This window comes from Vibrio metoecus (assembly GCF_009665255.1).
Classification (GTDB): Bacteria; Pseudomonadota; Gammaproteobacteria; order Enterobacterales; family Vibrionaceae; genus Vibrio; species Vibrio metoecus_B.
Map to the genome: position 1 here is coordinate 2,050,001 of NZ_CP035686.1, position 25,849 is coordinate 2,075,849.

Here is a 25,849-nt window from a genome sequence, read left to right on the forward strand (position 1 = left end):
GAAGGCCTTCTGGGACTTCATTATTAATGATGCGCTGCGCCAAGCCTTCCACAATCGCAGTTTTACCGACACCGGGCTCACCAATAATCACAGGGTTATTCTTGGTACGACGCTGCAGCACTTGAATGGTGCGGCGAATTTCATCATCACGACCGATCACAGGATCGAGCTTGCCCTGCTCAGCACGTTCAGTCAGATCGATGGTGAATTTTTCCAACGCTTGACGCAGCTCTTCCGCATTCGGGTCATTGACCTTCTGGCCTCCACGAATTTTTTCAATTGCATCAGAGACCTTTTTCTCGGTCAGTCCAAATTCTTTGAGTAAGTGACCCAGTGGCCCTTTGTCCTCAATCGCAGCAAGTAGATAGATTTCAGAGGAGATGTAGGCATCTTGACGCTTTTGCGCGACTTTATCACACAGATTAAATAGTGTGCCTAACGCCGAAGAGAGCTGTACATCACCACCAATACCACTCACTTTCGGGAGTCGATCCAGCATCTCGCTCAACTTAGAGCGCAGTTGCATCACATCCACATTTAGCATGGTGAGTAATGGGCGGATCGGACTGCCGTTTTGGTCCAACAGTGCCACCATCAGGTGCACAGGTTCGATATATTGATGATCACGCCCGAGCGCTAATGACTGGGCATCGGAAATCGCGATCTGAAATTTGCTCGTAAATCTGTCAAGACGCATACAAACCTTCCTAACCTCATCTGAGATAAATTGAATACGTTAGGAAAGATGGTTATCACGAGCCAGATTTTCAAGGGAAGTTGAGGAAACTTTCTTGTTGTTTGATATGGGTATGGATGAAGACTTACTCTTCAAGCCAAATAAAAGCCGCTTGCCGCCCCGTCACTCCATCTCGGCGATAGGAATAGAAGCGATCCGCATCCTGATAGGTACATAAGCCACTATCAAAGATTTGCTCAATACCTAATTCATGCAAACGCAGTTTGACTAACTGACTCATATCCGCCAGCCATTTCCCTTGTTGTGTACAAGGAGTGAAAGCGTGTTCAGCTTGAGGATGGTGAGCAACAAAAGCCATGAAGACATCTTCGCCCACTTCAAACGCTTGCGAGCCAATAGCGGGACCAAGCCACACCATGACATCACCGGACATTCTTGCCGCCGTTTGTTCAACAATGCCATTAACCAAACCACGCCAGCCAGCATGAACCGCAGCGACTTGGGTGCCAGCACGATTGGTCATCAATACCGGCAGACAATCCGCCGTCATCGCTGAGCACACCACGTTCGGAGTAGCAGTGATCAGCCCATCGGCGTCCAACACTTGCTCGGTCGGAGTATCAACATTGAGTACCACCGTGGAATGCGTTTGATTGAGCCAAATGGGTGAACTTGGCATCGCTGACGTTGCCACCAACGATTGCCGATTACGCAGTACAAGTTCAGGATCATCCCCAACATGCATACCTAGGTTTAGCCCTTGATAAGCACCTTGTGAAAAACCACCGTGGCGAGTCGAACTAAACGCTTTGACTTGTTTGGGGGCATTCCAGTTGGGGAAAATCATGCTTAATACTCTTCAGTGTGGTTTAGCTTCGCATCTTCACGCAATGCGAGCGTCATCTCGACCATGTCGTCAGGTACTGGTGCGTGGAATTCGAGCTCTTCACCCGTAATTGGGTGCTCAAATTTCAGCATCACCGCGTGCAGCGCTTGGCGATCAAAGCCACGAATCATCTCCGTTAACTCTTCTGACGCCCCTTTCGGAATACGCGCACGACCACCATAGGCAGTGTCACCTAATAGTGGATGCTGCAAATAAGCCATGTGCACACGAATTTGATGCGTACGCCCTGTTTCTAAACGCAAACGCAAACGAGTGTGTTCACGGAAATGTTCCGCAACACGGTAATGCGTGACGGCATGTTTACCCATTGGTGAAACAGACATCAAAGTACGCTTAGTCGAGTGACGACCAATCGGCTTATCAATCATGCCGCCTGCGGTCATCGTGCCAATCACAATCGCTTCGTACTCACGAGTCACATCGCGCTTTTGCAGAGCACGTACAAGATGAGTTTGCGCAGGAACCGTTTTTGCGACCACCATCAAACCCGTGGTGTCTTTATCAAGACGATGTACGATACCCGCTCGTGGCACTTCAGCGATCGGCGGATAATGGAATAACAAAGCATTAAGAACTGTACTATCCGCTTGTCCCGCACCAGGATGCACCACAAAGTCGCGCGGTTTGTTAATAACGATAATATCGTCATCTTCATACACGATGTTCAATGGCAAATCCTGCGCTTCCCAACGCTGTTCGTCTTCCAGTTCAGCCTGAACGACAATCACCTCCCCCCCATCACTTTCATGCGCGGCTTAGTGATCACTTCACCATTTACGGCAATCTTACCTTCCAACAACCACTCTTTTAAACGTGAGCGGGAAAAATCGGTAAATAATTCAGCCACAGCTTGATCAAGACGTTGACCAAGCTGGCTATCTTTTACTGTTTGAGTTAATTCAATCTGATGAGCCATATCGAACTTTTTAAAAAACCGTGAGACTAATAGTCACTAGTATGGAAAAATACGCCGACATTGTATCTGTTACTGCAAAGAAAGTAACGAAACGATTTGCGCGCGGTTTACGCACCTATTTGAAAAGCAAGATTTGCAAGGAACTCCACCCTGACATGAAATACCAGACTTTATCAGGCCTACTCGCGTTATCCCTGTTATTTGGTTGCTCTAGCAGCCCAGATGTGGTGCCAGATGTACCGCCATCACAGCTGTACTCTGAAGCGCAAACCGCGCTGCAAAGCGGCACTTGGTTAACCGCCATCGAAAAATTAGAAGCACTCGATTCACGCTATCCATTTGGTGCGTATTCAGAGCAAGTACAACTCGATCTGATTTATGCCTATTACAAAAATGATGATCTTGCGCTTGGCCTCGCCACGATTGAACGTTTCACTCGTCTTAATCCTACTCATGAAAAAATGGATTGGGTCTTGTATATGCGCGGCCTAACACACATGGCGCAGGATCGTAACTTTATGCACGACCTGTTCAATGTGGACCGTTTTGATCGAGATCCAGAGCCGGTGAAAGCGGCTTTTGCGGATTTTAAGAAACTTCTGCAACGCTACCCGAATAGCCCATACGCCGAAGATGCTCAACGTCGAATGTATGCACTCAAAAACCGTTTAGCAGAATATGACTTAGCAACAGCCGATTTCTACTTACGCCGAGAAGCATGGATTGCAGCAATTAACCGAACCCAAGAATTGCAAAAAACCTACCCCGATACTGAAGCGGCACGCAAAGCATTAGACATTCAGCTCGAAGCCTATCAGCAATTGGGTTTGACGGAAGCGGTTGAACGCACTAAGCAACTAATGCAGCTTAACCCGTTATAAATGTTAGAAAAATATCAAAGTAAAAAGAGCCACTATCATTGTGGCTCTTTTTTATGATTCTCTTTTTGAAACTATTTCACTCACATCAGTACAGCCAAGCAAAAAGTGACTATTATCACAAAATTAATGTGGTGAATTTTCATTCATTTAGCGTTTTAAAGCCGAAACGAAGCACTAAAAAATCGGAAATTTTTAGTCTCTACTTACTCGAATCTAGCGTTTTTGCATCAGATAACAAGCTTTTTCTTTACCTCTTCAACACAAGATTTGCGACAGATCACGTTTATTTCACTTCCTAAAAGACCGCAACACAAAGGTGACTTAGATCACATTATTTAGTCTGTAGCGAGGTAATCTGAACTCAGCCCATAAGGGATGACACAGAGGAACAAGCACTATGAAAATGAATATCACTGGTAAAAACATCGAAATCACCTCTGCAATCCGTAATCATATTGAGGGTAAATTCAAGAAATTAGAAAAATGGCAAGTGGATATCATTGGTTGCCAAGCATGCTTTAGTGAAGAACCCAATAAGCAGAAAAAATTTGAAGCGGTGATGAGCATTCCACGTGGTCAGTTAGTCGCCTCCGCCATTCATGAAGATTTGTACGCAGCAATCAACGAGGTAGAACAAAAGCTAGAGCGTCAACTCAACAAATTACGCCATAAACCGGAAGCTCGTCGGACAGATAAGCCTGAGCTAACCGAGGAGACCGAACAATAGACTCATAAAAATAGCGCCGTTTCGGCGCTATTTTTTTGCTTGACGCTCTTGGTTGGCTTGCTTATTGTGTGGCAAAACCTATGGATAAATATTCAACAAATATGTCTAATCTACTGTCCTTTTTTGACTTCTTTTTGCTCCGCTAGCTTCGGAGGCTTGCTCGTTTAAGAAAGAAAAGTCAAAAACGAACAGAAAGCCTCCTAACTAGGAGGCTTTTTTTATAAGGATTATTGTAATGACCGACCAACCTCTTTCTCTCGATGATATTCGTCTACGTCTTAACGACATCGATAATCGCCTATTGCAACTCCTTTCAGAGCGGCGTCAATTAAGTATTGAAGTAGCGAAAAGCAAAGTCGAAACTGCAAAACCGGTACGGGATCCCATTCGTGAACAGCAGTTGTTGGTTAAGTTAATTAACACTGGGAAACAGCAATATCAGCTTGATGCCCAATATATCACTAAGCTATTTCACACCATCATTGAAGACTCAGTTTTGCTCCAGCAGGCTTATTTGCAAAACTTAGCCAATCCGCAAAGTCGTAAGCCATTGGCAAGAGTCGCTTTTTTAGGTGCGAAAGGTTCCTACTCCCATCTTGCGACTCGCGAATATTTCAGCCGTAAAAATACAGAATTGATTGAGCTTAACTGCGATCATTTCAAAGAAGTGGCAAGAACAGTTGAATCTGGGCATGCCGATTATGGTGTATTGCCAATTGAAAACACTAGCTCTGGTTCAATTAACGAAGTCTATGATTTACTCCAGCACACCACCTTGTACATCGTTGGCGAACTAACTCAACCGATTGAACATTGCTTGGTCGCAACACAAGATATTCGTCTAGAAGATCTCAAAGTGCTCTATTCACATCCACAGCCTCATCAACAATGTAGTGAATTTCTTAGCCGTTTAAAGGGTGTGAAGCTTGAAAGCTGTGCCAGCACTGCCGATGCCATGAAGAAAGTCAAAGAGCTTAACCGTACTGATGTGGCGGCAATTGGCAACTCGACCAGCGGTAAGTTGTATGGTTTACAACCGATCCAAGGCAATATTGCTAACCAAACAGAAAACCATACTCGCTTTATTGTGGTGGCTCGCAAGCCAGTGGAGGTTTCCCCTCAGATCCCGGCGAAAACCACGTTGATTATGTCGACGGCTCAAGATGCAGGTTCGCTCGTTTCCACATTGTTGGTTTTACAACGTTATGGGATCAATATGACCAAACTCGAATCGCGGCCGATCATGGGTAATCCGTGGGAAGAAATGTTCTACGTTGATTTAGAAGCACACATTGATTCAGACGAGATGCAGCAAGCTTTAGCTGAGCTAACCCAGTTGACTCGACACCTTAAAGTGCTCGGTTGTTATCCAAGCGAAAACGTCAAACCCACTCAAGTTAAATTTATATAGCGTCAATAATTTGAACCAATTAAGCTGACAGTCGCATAAGCTCTGACTATAATGCCACCAAATTATACAAATAGTTAGGTGATCCAGGCTGTCGGCGTAGCCAATTTTTTGGCTCTTACGCTGTTTTTTCATTTGTCGGATCGTCACCAAATTTTGTCATGAATGGGTACCGTATTCACAAATGAACAAACGCTTTCTTTCGCTGATGATGTTGAGCTTTCTCTGTCATCAGGCCAGCGCTTTGGAACTGAATGTCTACCTCTGGGAAGATACGATTGCACCAAGCGTGCTCGAAACCTGGCACAAGCAAACCGGTGTGTCTGTCAATCTTTATCATTTTGATAACGATGATGAACGCAGCCTACTTATGTTAAAGAGCGTTCAGTTACCGTTTGATATTATGGTATTGGACAATGTATCAGCCTTTATTTTTTCAAGGCAGAATGCGTTTGAAGATCTCACCGCGTTAAGCAATCGCAGCAATAATGACCCCATGTGGCTCCAAGCTTGTGGCACTCACGCCATTCCCTATTTTTGGGGAGCGGTAGGTATTGCCTATCGTAAAAGCCTCTTTGATAAACCACCAACCCAATGGAGTGAGGTGATCGAGATTGCCCCACAACATCGTGGCCATGTTGGTATGCTTAAAGACAGTGTGGAAACACTATTGCCCGCGCTGTATATGCTAAAAGCCTCTCCAATCACCGAGTCTATTGATACCTTAAAACAGGCCTATCAGCTGTTAGAGTCTGCCAATCCTAATATTTTGACGTATGAATATGTGCTGAGTTACGTGCGCAGCCATCCGCAGACGGATAATCTACATATGGCGGTCGCTTACAGTGGTGACCACTATTCATTAAACCGCTTTTTCAATCATCAAGATTGGGATTTTACGGTTCCAGAAGGTCGGCCTTATTTATGGGTCGATTGTATGGCCGTGAATACTTCATCCCCCAATCCCGCTCAAGCCAAAGCGTTTCTCAACTTCTTGATGACCCCAGAAATCGCCGCACTCAATGCTGAATATATTCGTGCTGCAAGCCCAAACTCTAAAGCAAGAGCCTTGTTGCCTCAGGAGCATCGTGAAGATGGCTCCATTTATCTACCAGAACAACGGCTTGCTGAGGGAATTATCGACAGCGAACTCTCGGCGAAAAACCTTAGCCTGCGTGCCAAAATCATCAGCAGTGTGACTCACCAATATGAAGCTAAACCATAGAATCCTGTTACTGATTGCGCCAGTGATTCTGCTCAGTGCAGCAGCGTCAAGTTACATTATTTACGCCAGTCAGAAAAATGCTCTGCTTAAAAGAACTGACAGCTATTTGCAGCTCAATATAGAGAAATTAGCCAGCCATTATCGGCAAGCGCAAGCCTTGGTCAGTAGTTATGCATTCACACTGGCGAAAAGCGACATTATCCGCCACTACTTCTCTTTGGAAAAAAATCCTTACCGCGAGTTAGAACTCGTGGATAACCTTCGAGAAACTTTGCATATCTTACAACCTAGCGAAAAACAGTTAGTGTCACTGTCGATTCTTAATGGTAATGAAGAGCTACTGTACTACGCAGAAAACAGCGCCGATCCATTTGCCGAGCTTGACCCCAAAGTCATGGCGTATGTCAAACAGCGTTTTTCCTCAACGCAAAGCACTTCAGACATCAGTTATACCGTTAACTCCGCTGGCGAAGATATCTTGGTTCGCTATGACATGTTAGATAGACAGACACTCTCGACGCCGCTCAGTTATAACCGGCAAGATGTCTTTTTTGTTGTGGTGTATGTGGTATTAGAACAGTTCAATCAACTGCGTAAAAAAATTGAGTTTGATAATCAAAGCCCGATCTTTTTTACTCATTCTCCGCCGCTTTACAAAAAGGGGCTAACCCAATCGATTGAATTACAACCGGGATTTTATGCAATTTTAGACCCGGCCCCCAAGCTAATTAACGAGAAACTGCACTCCATTCAACGTGAACTGTTACTCTCTTTTGGCGTGTCGGCACTTGTTACGGTTCTGCTGCTTCTGCTGCTCCTTTATCGTCATGTCATCAATCCCATCCTCAATTTAGACAAGCAGCTCGCCGAAGTAGAAAGCAATAAACGAAAGAACATCGAAAAACTGCATACGGATGATGAGATCGGCCGACTCTCCTCGCGTTTCTACGCGATGTACACAGAACTTCACTCCACCTATCAACGAACAAAAGCACTGGCTGAAAATGATCATCTAACCAAGTTAGCCAATCGCTATCAGTTTCAAGTTCAGGCAGATCTCTTACTTTCCCGCTGTTACGACACCCAGCATATCTGGGTTCTTTATATCGATTTAGATAACTTCAAATACGTTAATGACAAATATGGTCACCAGATCGGTGACTCACTTCTCGTCAGTTTTGCTACACACATTCGCCAGCTGTGTAAAAATTTCGAGGCGAGCCATAACGCATACAGCATCGCCGCTCGTTTGTCGGGTGATGAGTTTGCCATTCTCCTCGTCGCCCCCAAACGACTCCATGACTGTGCAAATATCTTCGCACAACGGGTTCTTGACCCAATTCAAAGTCAAGATAACTCTCCTTTAAGCCGCTTTCCGATCACGGCGAGCATTGGAATTGCCACGTTCCCCAAAGATGGGGATCACATTGAGAAATTACTCCTCAATGCTGATACCGCCATGTATCAAGCTAAAAATGCGGGAAAAAATCAGATTGCCTACTACTCGCAAGCGTTAGACCAAATCGTGCAGCGACGGAATAATATTGAACGAGCACTACGTTTGGGTTTATTCGACCAAGAATTCCATTTGGTATATCAACCCTATTTCACCTGCTCCGGAAAACGCTTAGTGGGGTTTGAAGTGTTATTGCGTTGGCAATCGGAATTGCTCGGGGATATTTCACCTGATGAGTTTATTCCGATTGCAGAACAAACAGGGTTATTTGGCACGATCGATCGCTGGGTGGTTTCCCAAGCCTTTCGAGAATTTGCCGACCTACAAGCCATGTTTAATGAACCTATTCAGGTTTCCATCAATCTCTCTTCTGCGGAACTCAATTCACTGAAATTGGCCCAGTTTATTCATCAGCAAGCGAGGACATACGACGTTCCTCCACAGTGGATTGATTTTGAGATTACCGAAACCTTTGCGGCAGATTCACAAAGCTTCCCATTACTGCATGAACTCTCTCGTCTCGGTTATGGCTTAACCATTGATGATTTTGGTTCCGGATACACGTCCATTACTCAGTTGGTTCAATACCCAGTACAAAAGATTAAGTTTGATCGTCAGTTTTTAGATACACTGATTGCCACCAACAAACAAAATGTTATCCGCCCGCTGATTGATCTTTGCCATTCACAATCTATGAAAGTGACCGCAGAAGGCATTGAAAGTGAAACCATGCATCAATGGTTAGCCGATTATGGATGTGACTACATGCAAGGCTTTTATTTTGGTCATCCAATGAGTCTCGTGGCGATCCATCAGTGGTTGCATTCCCCAAACCAGAAAAAGAAGAGTTATGCGCAAGATCATTATTGCTTCACAGAACCCAGCCAAAGTGAATGCCGTTAGAAGTGCTTTTACAACCGTATTTCCTGACCAAGAGTGGGAGTTTGTCGGCGTTTCTGTCGCCAGCGAGGTGGCGGATCAACCCATGAGTGATGCAGAGACTAAACAAGGGGCGATGAATCGAGTTCGTAATGCCAAACGGCAATATCCGAACGCCGACTACTATGTCGGCCTAGAGGCAGGGATTGAAGAGAACAAAACCTTTGCGTGGATGATCGTTGAATCAGACCATCAACGCGGCGAATCTCGCAGTGCCTGCTTGATGTTACCACCATTGGTATTGGAGCGTTTACGCCAAGCTAAAGAACTCGGCGATGTGATGGATGAAGTGTTTGGCACTGAAAATATAAAACAAAAAGGTGGGGCGATTGGTTTATTAACCCAGCATCATCTGACTCGAAGTACCGTCTATCATCAAGCCTTGATTCTAGCACTTATCCCATTTATTAATCCCGAACACTATTCTCAGCACTAATGAATCGGGCTTGAAGCCATGACCGACTCCAAGCCCGATTTTGTCACGCCTGCCCATTGTGCTGAGGGGCTACTTGGGCGGCGTTAATAGTTCGATTAATGCGGCTTTTTCTTCGTCTGAACGCGACTTCAGTTCATTGGAGCCACGAGTGATGGTTGCAATCCCCACCCCGAGCATTTGGCTGATCTGACGCTGAGACATCTCACCACTCAATAACTCATGCACGATATTCACCCGAGCAATCAGCGCATCACGCTCATCAGGCGTCATCAACATGGTCAGCAACATCTCATGCTGATCTTGGTTCACGGCTTGCTTGACCAAATCGAGCACTTGCTGCCACTCACTGTAATAAGGTTGTTGTACCATGGTTGTACTCGTTAAGTGATACACCGGCTTATTGTAGTGCAGCAAAGTGAGGAATCAATACCTTGTATTCAATTCGTGCTCATTCAGAAAACGACCTTGCACCCCCATCAAGTCACGATAATAGGTTTCAAACATCAAAATGTTCTGTACATAACCACGAGTTTCAGCAAAAGGAATCGCTTCAATAAAGCCGTACGCATCTAGCTTACCTTCACTGCGTTTCAACCAGCTATCCACTCGACTCGGCCCCGCGTTATAAGCCGCAAAAGCCAAAATCCGATTCTGATCATAACGTTCGAGCAAGCTACTCAAATAACGGCTTCCAATTTCAATATTCTTACCCACTTGATACAACTCATCAGGATTGGAATAACTCAACTGATATTTTCTCGCCGTGTAACGCGCGGTGTCCGGCATGATTTGCATTAAGCCTCGCGCGCCAACTGGAGATTGCGCATCTGGGTTAAGCGCACTTTCTTGTCTGGCTAAAGACATTAATGTGATCGGATCTATGCCATTTTTCTTACCATGTAAGGTAAATAGGTTTTGATGAACGACAGGGAAGCGCAATTGGTTATTGTCCCAAAGACTTGCAGAAATTGTTGCGGCAATAGTCATTTGATACCATCCGGCATTCGCTGCGTAGGCTGCCAACATTTCTTTTTCTTTCTGAGAAACTCGCTCAAGTAACCAGCGCCATTCACTTTTTGCCGCAGTGATTTTATCAAGTGCTATCAGTTCATCGATGCGCGCTAGCGCTTTCTTATGCGCTTTCACCAACTTCATGTCTAACGTGACAGTACTGGTTGGATAATTAACGGATTGCTGCAAAAATTTGGCCGCAGCCACGCTGTAAAAGCTGCGTTGTCCAAGCAGACCTTTAAGCCGTTCGGTACCTTCTTTCTTTTTGCCTAACGCAATCTCACTTCTTCCCTGCCAATATTGCCAGCGCAGCGTTTTACGCTCTTGCTCCGGTAACACCGCAATCCATTGATTCAGATCTCGCCAATCATTCTCACGCAGAGCTAGACGAATACGCGCTTCAATCAAACGCACATCTTGGCTAGCGCGAGTCACGTCATCACGCCATTGAGTAATCGCTTGATTATCACTATCCATCAAACGAATCGCAATAAAATGTGCTAATCGGCTTTTGTGTTCTCGGCTCCATCCCAGTGCTTTAGCTACATCATTCAACGCAGCTTGCGCCTGCTGAGGATCTTCTCTTGCCCATTTTTGCAGCGCCAATTCTGCTAACTTTTGATTGAGTGGATCTTGAGAGGCTTTCCGACCATAGGCAACCACTCGCTCAGGGTTATCAAACAACTCCACCATGGCTTTCGCTTTCGCTTGCGATTTTTGTCCATTCAGCTTTTTCTGAAGGTAAACCATCAGGTTACGGTTGCGCCCTTCAAACGCCAATAACGCACGTTTCAAGACCCAGTCATCGTTCAGGCCACCAACTCGCTCCCACTCTTTAAATAGTGGATCACAGGCATCAGCGATGCTCGCTCCGTTGAGCCACAGCTTTTTCGCCCCTTCAAACGCCTCATTGCGTTTTCCGGTTTGCAGTTTGGCATTGTAGTAATGGCATTGGTAAGTTTCGCCATTGGGCAGTTGCGTTTGAAATTGCAGCAATGCCGACCATTTTTTATTGCTCGCCAACGCATCTAAATAAGGAGCGGCGATCCGAGCGGAAAATGGAAACTCTTTATGACTATCAATAAAATTGCGTACCGCGATCGGCGGTTTGCTGCCGAGATCGATCAGAAAAGCTCGGTAATCGAGATAAGGACTCAACGGATAACTGTCGATCTGCTTACGAATACGTTGATATTGTTGAATATTCTTTTCATCCAACCAACGCTGCGCTTTATCGTATTGAGCTCTCTGCGCCTCTAAATCCAAAGCACTCGCGCTAGCAGAACCCACTGCACATACCGTGGTGAACATCAAGATCGAAACAAGGCTACGCGGCTTAAATACCGTCAGGCGCGTCATGAGATCTCATCCTTAAAATCAGTGTGATAACAAATTATTACGCTTAATCTCGCATTAAATGTAAAGACAAGCGAAGTAAACTTAACGCAAATAATGCAACATTTTTTGAATTTTCGATTATCGCGAGCAGTGAAATAAAACCCTTGAATGCTAATGGATTTATTCGTCACTAAGGCCGCGATGGCTCGGCATTAATTGTATTAACTGAGTGCAAAGAGTTCGCGCTCAACTCTCATTAGATAAGAAAGCCATTAAGAAAATTTTACGCAAGCCTAAAACCCTTAACCCTAGTAACAAAACGCCCCACTTTGGTATAGAATGACGACTTTATTCCGTTTGAAAGATTAGGAACGATCGGCAATGGCTGAATACGTATATACCATGTCTCGGGTGAGCAAGATTGTGCCGCCCAAGCGTCAAATTCTGAAAGATATCTCCTTGAGTTTCTTCCCAGGTGCCAAAATTGGTGTTCTGGGTCTTAACGGTGCGGGTAAATCAACCCTGCTGCGTATCATGGCAGGCATTGACAAAGACATCGATGGTGAGGCTCGCCCACAACCAGGTCTTAAGGTGGGTTACCTACCGCAAGAGCCAAAACTGGATGAGAGTAAAACCGTACGTGAAGTGGTTGAAGAAGCCGTTGCTGATGTTGCTCATGCACTAAAGCGACTTGATGAAGTTTACGCCGCATACGCCGAGCCAGATGCAGATTTTGACGCTTTGGCAAAAGAGCAAGGTGAACTGGAAGCGCTGATCCAAGCGAAAAATGGCCACAACCTAGATAACGCTCTAGAGCGTGCCGCCGATGCACTGCGTCTGCCGGAATGGGATGCGCAAGTGAAATTCCTCTCTGGTGGTGAGCGCCGTCGTGTGGCGATCTGTCGTCTACTGCTGGAAAATCCAGACATGCTGCTGCTCGACGAACCCACCAACCACTTGGATGCCGAATCGGTAGCTTGGCTGGAGCGTTTCTTGGTCGATTACGCAGGGACTGTGGTCGCGATTACCCACGACCGTTACTTCCTCGATAACGCGGCAGGCTGGATTCTGGAACTTGACCGTGGTGAAGGTATTCCATGGCAAGGTAACTACACTTCATGGCTAGAGCAAAAAGATGCTCGTCTGAAGCAAGAAGCCTCTCAAGAGAAAGCGCGCCAAAAAACCATTGAGAAAGAACTGGAATGGGTTCGTCAGAATCCAAAGGGCCGTCAGGCTAAATCGAAAGCGCGTATGGCACGTTTTGAAGAGCTGCAAAATACTGAGCACCAAAAACGTAACGAAACCAACGAGCTGTTCATCCCGCCTGGTGAGCGCCTAGGCGACAAAGTGATTGAAGTGAAAAACCTCACCAAATCATTCGATGGTCGTGTTCTGATTGATGACCTGTCTTTTAGCATGCCAAAAGGTGCGATTGTCGGCATCATCGGCCCGAACGGAGCCGGTAAATCAACCCTATTCAAGATGTTGAGTGGTGTGGAACAACCGGATTCAGGCACCATCGAGCTAGGTGATACTGTGAAACTGGCGTCAGTGGATCAGTTCCGTGACAGCATGAACGACAAGCACACCGTATTCCAAGAGATTTCTGAAGGTGCGGATATCATTCGCATCAACAACTTCGAAATCCCTGCTCGTGCTTACTGTTCACGCTTTAACTTCAAAGGCGTTGATCAGCAAAAAGTGATTGGCGAGCTGTCTGGTGGTGAGCGTAACCGCGTCCACTTGGCAAAACTGCTTAAAGCGGGCGGCAACGTGCTGTTACTCGACGAACCTACCAACGATCTGGACGTCGAAACCCTGCGTGCTCTGGAAGAAGCGCTGCTAGAATTCCCGGGCTGTGCCATGGTGATCTCGCATGACCGTTGGTTCCTAGACCGTATTGCCACCCACATCCTAGATTACCGTGATGAAGGTAAAGTGAACTTCTACGAAGGTAACTACACCGAGTACATGGAGTGGCTGAAGCAGACTCTGGGCGCGCAAGCAGCAGAGCCTCACCGTATTAAGTACAAGCGCATTACCAAATAAAATACCGTCGGGTATCATACTCAGAAAAGGTCGCCATGCGGCCTTTTCTTTTGCTCCACATAAACCGAGTTTGTGATTGAGTAAGCTTATTTCAGCATACATCCGGTGATTTAATGTACCCTTTGCTATGCTTATCCTATCTATACGTCGTCTTTGTCAGAGAGAACGCCATGATCGAAAAACGTCGCTTTTCACGCATCCTGTATCAAGCGCCAGCCACCCTAAGCCAAGGCGATAAACAACTGTCGACTTGCATTCAGGATCTATCGCTACACGGCTTGCTGCTCTGGTCAGAAGATGAGCCGGATTTAGATACTCACGCTTTAGTGGATGTGGTTTTTAGCCTACCAGAAAGCGATGTAACCATATCCCTCAGCGCAAAAGTCATCAGCATCCAAGAGCGGATCATTCGAATGGCGATCAGCCATATTGATATTGAAAGCATTGCGCACTTACGTCGCTTAGTGGAGTTGAATGTGGGCGATGACAGCTTACTGCACCGAGACTTAGAGCATCTTTCTGATTTGGGACTGCATGAGTAATCCCAAGCCCAAATCGACTTGGGATGTTATTGACAGTGAGAGTGACAGTGAGAGGCGAATGATGCGTTAACCTCTGTGGATCGCATCATTCGCTTGTTTGAGCAAGTTTTGGCTCTCATGCATAAACTGCTGTGAATAATCACCAAACCACTGGCTAACTCGTTCAAATTGAGCCACAAAACTCGCCTTATCGCCCGCGCTCACCAACTCAACCGCCTCGCTTAAGCAGCGATGAAAACGCTGGATCATCTCAATATTTTCTGGTGATGAGAGAATAATATCGCCGTATAGATGGGGATCTTGCCCAAATAGCCGTCCGACCATAGCAAGCTCTAAACGGTAAATCGGTGAACTGAGTTTCAGCAGTTGTGCCAAGTTCGGGTTCTCTTTGGTCAGATGCAAGCCATAAGCAAAGGAAGTGAAGTGGCGCAGAGCTTGAATAAGCGTCATACCACGATCATGTTCAGTCGCATCAATCTGACACAAGCTTGCGCCCCAAATAGCAAACTGTTGCAAGAGCCATTGGTAGTGTTCATTGCCTCGACCATCACAGTAAACAATCACCTGCTTCGCCAAGCTTGGAACGTCTGGACCAAACATAGGGTGCAGCCCAACCACTGGACCTTTGTGCACTTGTAGCATGGCGGCAAGCGGCTTGGCTTTGATTGAGGTGAGATCGCACAAAATGCAATCGTCCGGTAACTGGCGCAGCTTTTCGATAACACCGAGCGTCAAATGGATAGGTACCGTGACTACCACTAAGCCTGCATCACTGAGCAGTTCATCCGCTTTGTCCCAATCTTGGCTGCCCAGCACTTTGACTTGATAGCCAGAGAGTTTAAACATACGGCCAAATAGTCGCCCAAGCTGACCGTTACCACCGATGATCACCACGGAACGTAACTCAGGATTAAGGCATTTAAAGCCGGAGTCCTTTTCACTGGCGTAGGATTCACGCATGGTTCGGCGCAAAATATCTTCAATCAGTTGGGGCGGAACACCTTTGCTTTCCGCTTCCGCTCGACGTGAAGCGAGCATTGCCGCTTCACGATCGGGGGCATAAATCGGTAACCCATACCGACTTTTCACTTGCCCGACCTGCTCCACCAATGCCAGACGGCGCGCCAGTAGCTCCACCATCTGCTTATCGACTTCATCGATTTGGTCGCGTAACTGATTCAACTCTACGGCCATGTTCTATCCTTGTTATCCTTGCAAACGATTGTGCAAAAAGGGAATAAGTTCCTGATGCGCACGACGTAATAATGCCTCAGTCGTTGACCAATTTATACAGCCGTCAGTGATCGAGACTCCGTATTGCATTTTTTCACGAGGCAGATCCGAAGACTGATTTCCTTCATTGAGATGGCTTTCAATCATCAGGCCAATGATCGAGCGATTGCCTTCACGGATTTGATGAATCACATCTTCTGCCACCAACGGCTGGCGGCGGTAATCTTTACGTGAGTTCGCATGGCTGCAATCCACCATCAAAGAGGGTTCCAAACGCGCTTTTTGCATCTCTTCTTCACATTCCGCGACAGAAACCGAATCGTAGTTGGTCTGTTTGCCACCACGTAAAATGACATGCCCATTCGGGTTGCCTTGTGTAGTGAGCAGTGCCACTTGTCCTTCGCGGTTAATTCCCATAAAGCGGTGACTGGATGAAGCGGCCTGCATCGCATTAATCGCCGTTGCCAAGTTGCCATCCGTGCCATTTTTAAAGCCAATCGGCATAGAAAGGCCACTTGCCATCTCGCGGTGAGTTTGTGATTCCGTGGTGCGCGCACCAATCGCCGCCCAACTAAAAGTATCCGCCAAGTATTGCGGGCTAATCGGGTCCAACGCTTCGGTTGCCAGTGGGATTTCCATTTCTGCTAAATCGACCAAGAGTTGACGCCCAACATGCAGACCGTGTTCGATATCAAAACTGCCATCAAGATGCGGATCGTTAATCAGCCCTTTCCAACCGACCGTAGTACGCGGTTTTTCAAAGTACACGCGCATTACGATGTAGAGCTGGTCGCTCAGCTGCGCCGAGAGTGCTTTGAGTTTTTTGGCGTACTCTTTCGCCGCATCCACATCATGAATTGAGCAAGGACCACAGACGATCAGCAAGCGAGGATCGCGTTTGTGGATAATGTCCGCCACCGTCTGACGTGACTCACGAATAAACTTACGCGCCTTGTCACTGAGTGGAATCTTGGCTTTTAAGGCATCTGGGGTGATCAATATCTGTTCATCACTGATATTCACATCACTCAATTCACTTTTTTTCATCTCATCACCTGTAATTTATTATTTACACACCTAACAAGGTGAGCTGGAAACTTAAACAGAAAACACGTTAACAGGCTTTAAAAACAATGCAAGCGTAAATTTAAACCGACATTTAATGTAAATTAAAAATTACACCACTCATTTAATGACACTTGGCACACAAACTGGGGAATAAAGCGTGTTTTGTTCGCTTTGAGTATCTTAAAATAAGCCGTTTTTCCGCTCAGACGATGGACAGGTTATGGATCTCATCCTCTCATTACTGCAACAGATGTGTGTTTACCTTGTTCTCGCCTATATGTTGAGTAAAACGCCGATCTTCATTCCTTTACTTAACATTTCTGGTCGGTTTGACCACAAAATCAGTGTTTATGTTCTGTTTTCACTGTTTTGCATTATGGGCACCTACTTTGGCCTGCAGATCAATGATGCGATTGCCAATACGCGTGCCATCGGCGCTGTGATGGGAGGTCTGTTTGGTGGACCTGTGATTGGTTTTGCGGTGGGCCTCACCGGAGGCTTACACCGCTATACCTTAGGAGGATTTACCGATCTCGCCTGCGCAATTTCCACCACCGCTGAAGGTTTAATTGGCGGCTTGCTACACACCTATTTGCTGCGCAAAGGCAAAGGGAAGTTACTGTTTAGCCCAAGTATTGTCTTTGCGGTCACCTTATTTGCCGAAATTGTGCAGATGCTGATCATCTTGGTCGTGGCTAAACCGTTTGAACAGTCTTACGCACTGGTTTCCACCATCGCCGCGCCGATGATCATTGCTAACTCAGTCGGTGCCGCACTGTTTATGAGCATCCTGCTCGATCGCAAAACCATTTTTGAAGAGTATTCCGCGACGTTTTCACGCCGCGCTCTGAATATTGCCGAGCGTTCTGTTGGTATCCTTGCTGCCGGTTTTAACCCAGAAAACGCCAACAAAATTGCCCGAATCGTGTATGAACAGACCAATGTCGGCGCGGTCTCGATCACCGATCGCGAAAAGATTCTCGCCTTTGTCGGGATTGGCGATGATCACCATAAACCGAATACACCGATCAGCTCGCAAAGCACGCTCGATGCGATTAATCGCAACGCCATCATCTATCTCGATGGCAAAGAGCATCCTTATCAATGTTCTTTGTCTCCGACCTGCAAACTGGGGTCTGCGTTAATCATTCCGTTGCGAGCAGGCGATCGGGTGATCGGAACCATCAAGCTCTACGAGCCAAAACGTAAGCTGTTTTCCACCATCAATATGTCAATGGCACAAGGCATCGCCCAACTGCTATCCAGCCAAATTCTGTACGGCGAATATCAGCAAAAACAAATCCTGCTCTCGCGAGCGGAAATCAAACTCCTGCAAGCGCAGGTCAATCCGCATTTTTTGTTTAACGCACTCAATACCATCAGTGCGGTGATCCGCCGTGAGCCAGATAAAGCTCGCGAGCTGATTTTGCATCTGTCGCAATTTTTCCGCAGCAACCTCAAACAGAACGTCGAAACCGTCACTTTGCGTGAAGAGCTTGCCCACGTGAACGCTTACCTCACTATTGAAAAAGCGCGCTTTAGTGACAGGCTCGATGTGGAAATTGCGATTGATGATGCCCTGCTAGAACGTAATGTCCCCAGCTTCACTTTGCAGCCTTTGGTGGAAAATGCCATCAAACACGGCACCTCTAACCTACTCGAAGCTGGCAAAGTGCGCATTTACAGTGAAATGGTTGAAGGGGGAATGCGCGTCGTGGTGGAAGACAACGCCGGACTCTATCAACCACCGAGTGAAGATTATGATGGTTTAGGGATGCAAATTGTTGAAAAGCGCCTAACCAATAAATTCGGTACAAAATCAGGGCTACAGATTGAAGTAGCACCACAAGAGTACACGCGAATGAGCTTTATCATTCCCGAACAAGGAACCTACTAAGGGATTAACATGTTATCTGCATTAGTCATTGACGATGAACGCTTTGCCCGTGAAGAGCTCGCGGAACTCTTAGCGGAAAGTGGCCAGATTGAGGTCATCGGCCAAGCCAGCAATGCAATTGAAGGGTTGAAAAAAATCAATCAGCTCAAGCCAGATGTGGTGTTTTTGGATATTCAGATGCCGCAAATTTCGGGCATTGAGCTGCTGAGTATGCTTGACCCAGAGACCATGCCTGAGGTGGTGTTTGTTACCGCCTACGATCAATATGCGCTGCAAGCGTTTGAAGATAACGCGTTTGATTATCTGCTCAAGCCGGTCGACACCGAACGTTTAGCCAAAACCGTGCAGCGTTTGCTGCGCCAACATAAGAAAAGTGATTACTCACCACTAACGCAACCGAGCTTAGATCAGATTCCTTGCACGGGTTTAAACCGAATTGTGCTACTGCCGATTAATGAAGTGGAATTTGCCTACAGCGATATCAGTGGCGTCAATGTGCAGACTGCGCAGCAAAAAGCGACCAGTCAATTGACCTTGAAGGTGTTGGAAGAGAAAACCGCGTTAGTGCGCTGCCATCGCCAGTACTTGGTGAATTTGAAAGCGATTCGCGAAATAAAATTGTTAGAAAACGGGCTGGCGGAGATGATCACTCATGCAGGACATAAGGTTCCGGTCAGCCGTCGTTATCTTAAAGAGCTGAAAGAGATGCTGGGATTTTACTGATCCCAGCACCACTTCGATGAGCCAAACTATTCGGAGAACTGCTCGATGAAGCGCTGCATATTGGCTGACGCTTGCTGCCAACGCTCTGAGCGCTTCAGTTCACTGTAGCTGAATTGCTGTTTTTTCAGCAGTGCTTCGGCTTGCGGCACTTCCATGATCGGAAGGTTATCCAGCACTTCGACTGCCGCTTCACGCTTGTTACACATCAAAATCATGTCACAACCCGCGACCAAGGCTTGATGAGATCGCTCAACTGGCCCACCCATCACGGCTGCGCCTTCCATGCTCAAATCATCAGAGAACACGATGCCTTTAAAACCGAGTTCTTCACGTAACACTTGTTTTAACCAGTAGCTCGAACCGCTCGCGGGTTGAGCATCGTAATGCGGATACACCACATGCGCTGGCATCATGGCATCCAACACTCCTGCCTCAATTTGCGCACGGAAAATCGCCATATCTTGCGCAATCGTCTCTCGCTCATCGTAAGGGGTTTCTAAATGGGAATCGGCAATCACAGCACCATGACCGGGGAAGTGTTTGCCAGTGGTCGCCATGCCTACCGCTTTCATGCCGCGCAGAAAAGCACTGCTGTGCTTAAGTACGGTTTGTACATCTTCACCAAAAGCGCGGTTACCAATCGCTTTACAAACAAAGCCCATATCGAGCACTGGAGCAAAACTCAAATCGACATCGTGTGCAATCAGCTCTGCCGCCATCAACCAACCGCCTTGTTCAGCGAGCTCAACGCCATTCTCAGCACGCGCATAATACTGCGCAGGGGGAATGCGAGAAAAGCCTTCACGGAAACGCTGCACGCGGCCACCTTCTTGATCGACACCAATCAAAATCGGTCTTTTCGCCGCTTGGCGGATCGCTTTATTGAGAGCCAGCAATTGCTGGTTATCGTGATAGTTGCGACCAAACAGAATCACACCACCCACCGTTGGGTGCTGCAGAATTTCGCGATCTTCGGCACTCAGTTCGTAACCGGCCACATCCAACCAAAGCGGTCCCATGCTTGCTCCTTGAAAAAATTGGCAAAATTGTCACAAGCCACGAGGTTATTCAGTTTATTTTTCAATTACAATGCCTTTGTTTGAATATGACAGAGGGATAACCAAATGGCAGAACGCGAACTCTATATCGGTGTGATGTCGGGAACCAGTTTGGATGGTGTGGATACCGCTTTAGTGGCGCTGCAAGACGATAACATCGAACTGCTGGCTCACCACGACTACCCTATGCCAGCCGACCTCAAGCAGCGGCTGCTCAATGTCTGCATCGGCCAACCAACCACCTTGATTGCAATGGGTGAATTGGAGCACGATCTGGGGCATTTGTTCAGTGATGCGGTGCTGGCGCTTTTGCAGCACAGCAGTTATCGTGCCGAGCACATCCGTGCGATCGGCTGTCATGGACAAACCGTGTTCCATCAGCCTACCGGCACCAAACCTTTTACCATGCAAATTGGCGATGCCAACATTATCGCTACGCGCACAGGCATCACGACTGTCGCCGATTTTCGGCGCAAAGATGTTGCGCTAGGAGGGCAAGGCGCACCGTTAGTTCCCGCGTTTCATCGCACAATTTTTCATGCTGAGCAATCGACCGTGGTCGTGCTCAATATCGGGGGGATTGCCAATATTTCGGTGCTCAAGCCCAATGGTGAAGTGGTGGGCTATGACACCGGCCCCGGCAATATGCTGATGGACAGCTGGTGCCAAAAAGAACGTAACCAGCCTTACGATAAAGATGCCCTGTGGGCCAAACAAGGCAGCGTGAATGCCGCATTACTTAGCCATTTAAAACAAGACCATTACTTTGCTCTTCCAGCACCCAAAAGCACAGGCCGCGAGCTGTTTAATCTGCCTTGGTTAGAAACGCAGCTCGCCACGTTTTCGGTTGATGCCACTGATGTGCAACGCACCTTGTGTGAATTCACCGCGCAAACCATTGTTGAGCAAGTCGCACCATTCGCCGAAGGGCCACAACCACAGCTTTTAGTGTGTGGCGGCGGTGCGCAAAATCCTTTACTCATGGAACGCTTACAAGCCTTGCTGCCAAGCTGGCAAGTTGCCCCAACCACCCAAATGGGCGTGGATGGCGATAATATGGAAGCCATGGCTTTCGCTTGGCTGGCACAACGGCGTATACACGGTTTACCCAGTAATTTGCCCGCGGTGACGGGCGCATCACGCCTTGCGAGTCTTGGCGTGATTTACTACCCCGATTAATCGCTACAGGAATTTTTATGACCAACGATGCACTTATCGCCGCGCTTTCTCATCTGGTTTCCGAAGGTCGTAACCCCGATACGATGGATATTGATTTGCTCTCATCGCAAGAAATTGTCGAGCGGCTTAATCAACAAGACAAACAAGTGCCACTGGCGGTGGAAGCGGTATTGCCGCAGATTGCCCAAGCGGTTGATAAAATCACTGCCGCCTTCAAACAAGGTGGCCGCTTGATCTACTTAGGGGCAGGTACCAGCGGTCGTCTGGGTGTGCTGGATGCCTCAGAATGCCCACCCACTTTCGGAGTGAGCGATCAAATGGTGATTGGCCTGATTGCCGGCGGCAAAGAGGCGATGTTTACCGCGCAAGAGGGAGCGGAAGATAACGCCACGCTGGGCGCACATGATTTACAGCAAATCGACTTTAGCAGCAAAGATGTGCTCGTCGGGATTGCGGCGAGTGGCCGCACACCTTATGTGATTGGCGCGTTAGAGTACGCCAATGATTTAGGCGCGACGACCATCGCACTCTCGTGCAACCCTGATTCTCCGATTGCCGAAATCGCCCAGATTGCCATTTCTCCGGTCGTCGGGCCGGAAGCGTTAACGGGTTCAACCCGACTTAAATCCGGTACAGCGCAGAAGTTGGTGCTCAATATGCTCACGACTGCGAGCATGATCCGTCTTGGTAAAAGCTATCAAAATCTGATGGTCGATGTCCGAGCCACCAACCGCAAGCTGATTGCCCGAGCGGTGCGAATTGTCATGCAAGCGACCGATTGCCAACGCGAAGAAGCAGAAGCACTACTCAAAGAGAGCCACAACAACGCGAAACTGGCGATTTTGATGCATCTGACCCGCATGAACTACGAGCAAGCGACTGCGAAACTCTCGCAGTCGAACGGCTTCTTACGCCGCGCCATGGAAGAGCACGAAGAGTAATTAGCCAGAGAAAAACGAGAGCCTTATAGGCTCTCGTGCTCATTATTGATTGTACTCATTCCAACCGCGTTGCCACTCCATACGAAAACGTAGAGATTGCTCAGTACCTTCACAAATCCCTTCATAGTATTGACCACTTAAACCGATTTGATAGGCCGCATTCGGATTGCAATATTGATCCAATCCTTGCTGATAGCCTTGCTCGTAATCGCTCAACTTTATCGAGCCTAATGTGACTAAGCTTTTATAACTGCGCTGAGAATGCCCAGCTAACGCATCGTGGTAACCAACTTGGTACCAATTGCCTTCTTTCTCCCACGTTGACTCGCTGGCAGCACAACCGGAGAGCAGCAAAACAACGCTAATCAGAATCCATTTTTTCATGTTTTACCTTGAGTTAATCAGTTCTCAATCTGACGATGAAATGAGCATGCCACTGAATAGCACTGGCTGTCACTTAAATTTATTAGCTACCGCTGAGGATTCGTTTGCACCACTCAAACGAGCTAAATACCGCTTAATTCACCACACGACCACTGACTAGGAAAGCCAGTGAAGCTCGCTTATTGATAACTTACTATCCACAGTGAGCTTAATTCATTAACAAAAGGACAAACGCTATGTTGTGGTTTCTTACCTGTGTCGTAGCCCTCGTTGGCGGTTACTTTATTTACGGAGCTTTCGTAGAGAAAGTATTTGGCATCAACGAAAAGCGTCAAACCCCTGCCCATACAAAAACTGACGGCGTCGACTATGTACCGATGCCCACTAAAAAAGTCTATCTCGTTCAACTGCTGAACATCGCCGGTGTGGGTCCTATCTTTGGTCCTATCATGGGTGCACTATACGGTCCTGCGGCTATGTTGTGGATCGTGGTGGGCTGTATCTTCGCCGGAGCAGTGCACGACTACTTCTCTGGAATGCTTTCTATCCGTAATGGTGGCGCCTCGGTTCCGGCCATCACGGGGCGTTACTTAGGCAATGGCGCAAAACACTTTATGAACATTTTTGCCATTGTGTTGCTGCTTCTGGTTGGTGTGGTGTTCGTTTCAGCCCCTGCTGGCATGATCACAAACCTGATTAACCAACAAACTGACTTCACCGTCAGCATGACCACCATGGTCGTGATCATCTTCGCTTACTACATTCTAGCGACTATCGTTCCTGTTGATAAAATCATCGGCCGTTTCTACCCTCTGTTTGGTGCGCTACTGATTTTCATGTCGGTTGGTTTGATGACGGCGATTGCGTTCTCTTCTGAGCACCAAGTGTTGGGCGGATTTGAAATCAGCGATATGGTGAAAAACCTCAACCCGAACGACATGCCTCTGTGGCCAGCTCTGTTCATCACCATCGCTTGTGGTGCTATTTCTGGCTTCCACGCGACTCAGTCTCCGCTGATGGCACGCTGTATGGAAAATGAGAAGAACGGTCGCTTCGTGTTTTACGGCGCGATGATTGGCGAAGGCATTATTGCTCTTATCTGGTGTACCATTGCCCTGTCTTTCTTCGGCTCACTGGAAGCGCTGTCTGAAGCAGTGAAAAACGGTGGCCCAGGTAACGTGGTTTACGGTGCTTCTTTCGGCCTGCTGGGTGTGTTTGGTGGTGTGATTGCTTTCCTTGGCGTGGTGATCCTGCCTATCACTTCGGGTGATACCGCGTTCCGTTCAAGCCGTCTTATCTTGGCTGAATACTTCAACATGGAGCAAAAAACACTGCGTAACCGCCTACTGATGGCTGTACCTCTGTTCGTCATCGGTGCAGTGCTGACTCAAGTCGATTTCGGTATCATCTGGCGTTACTTCGGCTTTGCAAACCAAGCCACTGCGGTAATGATGCTGTGGACCGCCACCGCTTACCTAATGCGTCACAACAAACTGCACTGGATCTGTACGGTACCTGCGCTGTTTATGACTACCGTGTGTATCAGCTTCATCCTTAACAGCAGCACGTTAGGTTTTGGCTTACCAATGCAGATTTCAACCATTGCAGGTGTACTGGCTTCTCTGGGTGCTCTGGCTTACGTAGCGAAAGTATCAAAAGGCAAAGGGGAAACCGATCTTGCCGATGAAGAGAAACCACAAGGCGTGACGAAAACCGCTTAATATCGAATCTTCAATCACGTGATTGAAAAACGAAAATGGCTCCCAATCTGGGAGCCATTTTTTATGCGATATTCCTTTGCAAAGAAACCATCCATCTTGGATTCACAGGATGGATGGCGAAATGATTAGTCGACTTGCTTAATTTGCAGCTCTTTAGGCACTTCAAAGAACATGTTCTCTTCGCGGCCAAGCACCTCTTCTACCGAAGTTGCGCCGAGCGCTTTGATGCGATCCAAGATTTGGTTTACCAACTCTTCTGGTGCCGAAGCGCCCGCAGTCACCCCAATTAACTGCGCATCAACGAACCACTCAGGGTCGATATCCTGTGGGCAGTCAATCAAGTAACCGGGAGTGCCCAACTTCTCAGCCAACTCCTTTAATCGAGTCGAATTCGATGAGTTTTTCGAGCCCACCACCACCATCACATCCACTTGCTCAGCCAAGATACGCACCGCATCTTGACGGTTTTGGGTGGCATAACAAATGTCATCTTTACGCGGGCCTTGGATCTTCGGAAATACACGGCGCAGCTCATCAATCACATCCGCCGTTTCATCCACTGACAACGTTGTTTGGCTCACGTAGTGTAGGTTACTTGGATCTTTCACCTTAGCTTGCAGTGATACGACATCTTCTGGCTTTTCGACCAGATACATGCCGCCTGTATCACTGGCATACTGCCCCATCGTGCCTTCCACTTCAGGATGACCAGCATGACCAATCAACACCACTTCCATATGTTTACGACTGGCACGCGCGACTTCCATATGCACTTTAGTCACCAGTGGACAAGTCGCATCAAATACCGTCAGTGAACGCTCTTTCGCTTCTTGGCGAACCGCTTGCGACACGCCATGAGCCGAAAAAATCACAATGTTATCGTCGGGAACTTCATTTAATTCCTCAACAAAGCGGGCTCCACGCTGCTTTAACCCCTCGACCACAAAGCGGTTGTGCACCACTTCATGACGCACATAAATCGGCGGCTGATAAAGCTCCAGCGCACGCTCAACAATGCTGATCGCGCGATCCACACCCGCGCAGAAACCGCGAGGGTTGGCTAACAGTATTTTCATTGGTTTGCTCATTGCTAGTCATTATGGTTGGCTATTG

At 47.4% G+C, this 25,849-nt stretch carries 22 protein-coding genes, 1 pseudogene and 1 other annotated feature (1 of these 24 only partly in view); of the genes and pseudogenes, 13 read left to right on the top strand and 10 right to left on the bottom strand.

All coding sequences use genetic code 11. The annotated features are described in order from the left end of the window. The 3 genes and pseudogenes from clpB to rluD all read right to left on the bottom strand — a co-directional run. Positions 1-697, bottom strand: partial view of an ATP-dependent chaperone ClpB gene (gene clpB / locus EPB59_RS09275; protein WP_154172465.1) — the beginning only. It extends 1,877 nt beyond the left edge of the window; 697 of the gene's 2,574 nt are visible here — the first part of the coding sequence; it begins with the start codon at positions 695-697; the stop codon falls past the left edge of the window. A 124-nt stretch (positions 698-821) separates the two neighbouring features. Continuing rightward, a complete protein-coding gene (pgeF, locus tag EPB59_RS09280; RefSeq protein WP_154172467.1) occupies positions 822-1,544 on the bottom strand; it encodes a peptidoglycan editing factor PgeF in 723 nt (240 codons plus the stop codon). A gap of 2 nt (positions 1,545-1,546) precedes the next feature. Continuing rightward, a pseudogene (gene rluD, locus EPB59_RS09285) lies at positions 1,547-2,520 on the bottom strand (23S rRNA pseudouridine(1911/1915/1917) synthase RluD). A 155-nt stretch (positions 2,521-2,675) separates the two neighbouring features. On the opposite strand from rluD, the gene EPB59_RS09290 reads away from it, so the two are divergent. The 6 genes from EPB59_RS09290 (at position 2,676) to yjjX (ending at position 9,592) form a co-directional block, all read left to right on the top strand. Further along, positions 2,676-3,401 (top strand): outer membrane protein assembly factor BamD, encoded by a 726-nt coding sequence (locus EPB59_RS09290; RefSeq protein ID WP_055043601.1) that lies wholly within the window; start codon positions 2,676-2,678, stop codon positions 3,399-3,401. Between the two features lie 397 nt (positions 3,402-3,798). Beyond that, positions 3,799-4,128, top strand: a complete 330-nt coding sequence (gene hpf / locus EPB59_RS09295) for a ribosome hibernation-promoting factor, HPF/YfiA family (RefSeq protein WP_154172469.1) — start codon at positions 3,799-3,801, stop codon at positions 4,126-4,128. Between the two features lie 100 nt (positions 4,129-4,228). Then, positions 4,229-4,350 (top strand) — a sequence feature (Phe leader region). Positions 4,351-4,363: 13 nt separating this feature from the next. Then, positions 4,364-5,539 carry a prephenate dehydratase gene (gene pheA / locus EPB59_RS09300; RefSeq protein WP_055051951.1) on the top strand — a complete coding sequence of 392 codons (1,176 nt, stop codon included), beginning with the start codon at positions 4,364-4,366 and terminating at the stop codon, positions 5,537-5,539. A 181-nt stretch (positions 5,540-5,720) separates the two neighbouring features. Further along, positions 5,721-6,761 carry a polyamine ABC transporter substrate-binding protein gene (locus EPB59_RS09305; RefSeq protein ID WP_055051950.1) on the top strand — a complete coding sequence of 347 codons (1,041 nt, stop codon included), beginning with the start codon at positions 5,721-5,723 and terminating at the stop codon, positions 6,759-6,761. Next, a complete protein-coding gene (gene mbaA / locus EPB59_RS09310; RefSeq protein ID WP_154172471.1) occupies positions 6,745-9,120 on the top strand; it encodes a biofilm architecture maintenance protein MbaA in 2,376 nt (791 codons plus the stop codon). The genes EPB59_RS09305 and mbaA overlap by 17 nt, the downstream gene beginning before the upstream one ends. Further along, the gene (yjjX, locus tag EPB59_RS09315; protein ID WP_241666231.1) at positions 9,107-9,592 is read left to right on the top strand and encodes an inosine/xanthosine triphosphatase; all 486 of its coding nucleotides are present in this window, start codon (positions 9,107-9,109) and stop codon (positions 9,590-9,592) included. The genes mbaA and yjjX overlap by 14 nt, the downstream gene beginning before the upstream one ends. A 69-nt stretch (positions 9,593-9,661) precedes the next feature. Here the strand turns inward: yjjX and trpR are convergent, their stop codons facing one another. Together trpR and sltY are read right to left on the bottom strand one after the other, a co-directional pair. Continuing rightward, the gene (gene trpR / locus EPB59_RS09320) at positions 9,662-9,961 is read right to left on the bottom strand and encodes a trp operon repressor (RefSeq protein WP_195706973.1); all 300 of its coding nucleotides are present in this window, start codon (positions 9,959-9,961) and stop codon (positions 9,662-9,664) included. Positions 9,962-10,015: 54 nt separating this feature from the next. Further along, entirely contained in the window at positions 10,016-11,962 is a 1,947-nt protein-coding gene (sltY, locus tag EPB59_RS09325) for a murein transglycosylase (protein WP_154172477.1), read from the bottom strand. Positions 11,963-12,322: 360 nt separating this feature from the next. Here sltY and ettA point away from each other — a divergent pair, with 360 nt between their 5' ends. Next, positions 12,323-13,990, top strand: coding sequence for an energy-dependent translational throttle protein EttA (gene ettA / locus EPB59_RS09330; RefSeq protein WP_055051945.1), 1,668 nt, complete (start codon positions 12,323-12,325; stop codon positions 13,988-13,990). A gap of 170 nt (positions 13,991-14,160) precedes the next feature. Continuing rightward, positions 14,161-14,532: a PilZ domain-containing protein gene (locus EPB59_RS09335; RefSeq protein ID WP_000570784.1), complete on the top strand. Its 372-nt coding sequence runs from the start codon at positions 14,161-14,163 to the stop codon at positions 14,530-14,532. A 66-nt stretch (positions 14,533-14,598) separates the two neighbouring features. Here EPB59_RS09335 and tyrA read toward each other — a convergent pair whose 3' ends face one another. Further along, on the bottom strand, positions 14,599-15,726 hold the full coding sequence (gene tyrA / locus EPB59_RS09340; protein WP_000257625.1) for a bifunctional chorismate mutase/prephenate dehydrogenase: 1,128 nt from the start codon (positions 15,724-15,726) through the stop codon (positions 14,599-14,601). 12 nt (positions 15,727-15,738) lie between these two features. Beyond that, on the bottom strand, positions 15,739-16,812 hold the full coding sequence (locus EPB59_RS09345; protein WP_000747931.1) for a 3-deoxy-7-phosphoheptulonate synthase: 1,074 nt from the start codon (positions 16,810-16,812) through the stop codon (positions 15,739-15,741). A gap of 241 nt (positions 16,813-17,053) precedes the next feature. Here EPB59_RS09345 and EPB59_RS09350 point away from each other — a divergent pair, with 241 nt between their 5' ends. Together EPB59_RS09350 and btsR are read left to right on the top strand one after the other, a co-directional pair. Then, positions 17,054-18,730: a sensor histidine kinase gene (locus EPB59_RS09350; RefSeq protein ID WP_149560467.1), complete on the top strand. Its 1,677-nt coding sequence runs from the start codon at positions 17,054-17,056 to the stop codon at positions 18,728-18,730. Between the two features lie 9 nt (positions 18,731-18,739). Further along, entirely contained in the window at positions 18,740-19,453 is a 714-nt protein-coding gene (gene btsR / locus EPB59_RS09355; protein WP_001914893.1) for a two-component system response regulator BtsR, read from the top strand. Between the two features lie 26 nt (positions 19,454-19,479). On the opposite strand, the gene nagZ is transcribed toward btsR, so the two are convergent. Then, the gene (gene nagZ / locus EPB59_RS09360) at positions 19,480-20,472 is read right to left on the bottom strand and encodes a beta-N-acetylhexosaminidase (protein ID WP_154172479.1); all 993 of its coding nucleotides are present in this window, start codon (positions 20,470-20,472) and stop codon (positions 19,480-19,482) included. Between the two features lie 105 nt (positions 20,473-20,577). Between nagZ and EPB59_RS09365 the strand changes: the two genes are divergently transcribed. Then, complete coding sequence (locus EPB59_RS09365) at positions 20,578-21,690, top strand: anhydro-N-acetylmuramic acid kinase (RefSeq protein ID WP_060780443.1); 1,113 nt, start codon at positions 20,578-20,580, stop codon at positions 21,688-21,690. Between the two features lie 17 nt (positions 21,691-21,707). Next, a complete protein-coding gene (gene murQ, locus EPB59_RS09370) occupies positions 21,708-22,631 on the top strand; it encodes an N-acetylmuramic acid 6-phosphate etherase (protein WP_154172481.1) in 924 nt (307 codons plus the stop codon). A 42-nt stretch (positions 22,632-22,673) separates the two neighbouring features. On the opposite strand, the gene EPB59_RS09375 is transcribed toward murQ, so the two are convergent. Next, positions 22,674-23,015 (bottom strand): DUF2799 domain-containing protein, encoded by a 342-nt coding sequence (locus tag EPB59_RS09375; protein ID WP_055051938.1) that lies wholly within the window; start codon positions 23,013-23,015, stop codon positions 22,674-22,676. A gap of 236 nt (positions 23,016-23,251) precedes the next feature. Here EPB59_RS09375 and EPB59_RS09380 point away from each other — a divergent pair, with 236 nt between their 5' ends. Further along, on the top strand, positions 23,252-24,736 hold the full coding sequence (locus EPB59_RS09380) for a carbon starvation CstA family protein (RefSeq protein WP_154172483.1): 1,485 nt from the start codon (positions 23,252-23,254) through the stop codon (positions 24,734-24,736). 125 nt (positions 24,737-24,861) lie between these two features. Here the strand turns inward: EPB59_RS09380 and ispH are convergent, their stop codons facing one another. Next, positions 24,862-25,812: a 4-hydroxy-3-methylbut-2-enyl diphosphate reductase gene (gene ispH / locus EPB59_RS09385; protein WP_081017880.1), complete on the bottom strand. Its 951-nt coding sequence runs from the start codon at positions 25,810-25,812 to the stop codon at positions 24,862-24,864. Positions 25,813-25,849: the final 37 nt, after the last annotated feature.

Excerpts from the sequence above, each read along its gene's own strand:
- pgeF (WP_154172467.1), bottom strand. The coding sequence starts at position 1,544 with ATGATTTTCCCCAACTGGAATGCCCCCAAACAAGTCAAAGCGTTTAGT.
- ispH (WP_081017880.1), bottom strand. The coding sequence starts at position 25,812 with ATGAAAATACTGTTAGCCAACCCTCGCGGTTTCTGCGCGGGTGTGGAT.
- EPB59_RS09305 (WP_055051950.1), top strand. The coding sequence starts at position 5,721 with ATGAACAAACGCTTTCTTTCGCTGATGATGTTGAGCTTTCTCTGTCAT.
- sltY (WP_154172477.1), bottom strand. The coding sequence starts at position 11,962 with ATGACGCGCCTGACGGTATTTAAGCCGCGTAGCCTTGTTTCGATCTTG.
- EPB59_RS09290 (WP_055043601.1), top strand. The coding sequence starts at position 2,676 with ATGAAATACCAGACTTTATCAGGCCTACTCGCGTTATCCCTGTTATTT.
- EPB59_RS09380 (WP_154172483.1), top strand. The coding sequence starts at position 23,252 with ATGTTGTGGTTTCTTACCTGTGTCGTAGCCCTCGTTGGCGGTTACTTT.
- murQ (WP_154172481.1), top strand. The coding sequence starts at position 21,708 with ATGACCAACGATGCACTTATCGCCGCGCTTTCTCATCTGGTTTCCGAA.
- EPB59_RS09335 (WP_000570784.1), top strand. The coding sequence starts at position 14,161 with ATGATCGAAAAACGTCGCTTTTCACGCATCCTGTATCAAGCGCCAGCC.
- EPB59_RS09350 (WP_149560467.1), top strand. The coding sequence starts at position 17,054 with ATGGATCTCATCCTCTCATTACTGCAACAGATGTGTGTTTACCTTGTT.
- EPB59_RS09365 (WP_060780443.1), top strand. The coding sequence starts at position 20,578 with ATGGCAGAACGCGAACTCTATATCGGTGTGATGTCGGGAACCAGTTTG.
- btsR (WP_001914893.1), top strand. The coding sequence starts at position 18,740 with ATGTTATCTGCATTAGTCATTGACGATGAACGCTTTGCCCGTGAAGAG.
- EPB59_RS09345 (WP_000747931.1), bottom strand. The coding sequence starts at position 16,812 with ATGAAAAAAAGTGAATTGAGTGATGTGAATATCAGTGATGAACAGATA.
- hpf (WP_154172469.1), top strand. The coding sequence starts at position 3,799 with ATGAAAATGAATATCACTGGTAAAAACATCGAAATCACCTCTGCAATC.
- tyrA (WP_000257625.1), bottom strand. The coding sequence starts at position 15,726 with ATGGCCGTAGAGTTGAATCAGTTACGCGACCAAATCGATGAAGTCGAT.
- pheA (WP_055051951.1), top strand. The coding sequence starts at position 4,364 with ATGACCGACCAACCTCTTTCTCTCGATGATATTCGTCTACGTCTTAAC.
- trpR (WP_195706973.1), bottom strand. The coding sequence starts at position 9,961 with ATGGTACAACAACCTTATTACAGTGAGTGGCAGCAAGTGCTCGATTTG.
- nagZ (WP_154172479.1), bottom strand. The coding sequence starts at position 20,472 with ATGGGACCGCTTTGGTTGGATGTGGCCGGTTACGAACTGAGTGCCGAA.
- mbaA (WP_154172471.1), top strand. The coding sequence starts at position 6,745 with ATGAAGCTAAACCATAGAATCCTGTTACTGATTGCGCCAGTGATTCTG.
- ettA (WP_055051945.1), top strand. The coding sequence starts at position 12,323 with ATGGCTGAATACGTATATACCATGTCTCGGGTGAGCAAGATTGTGCCG.
- EPB59_RS09375 (WP_055051938.1), bottom strand. The coding sequence starts at position 23,015 with ATGAAAAAATGGATTCTGATTAGCGTTGTTTTGCTGCTCTCCGGTTGT.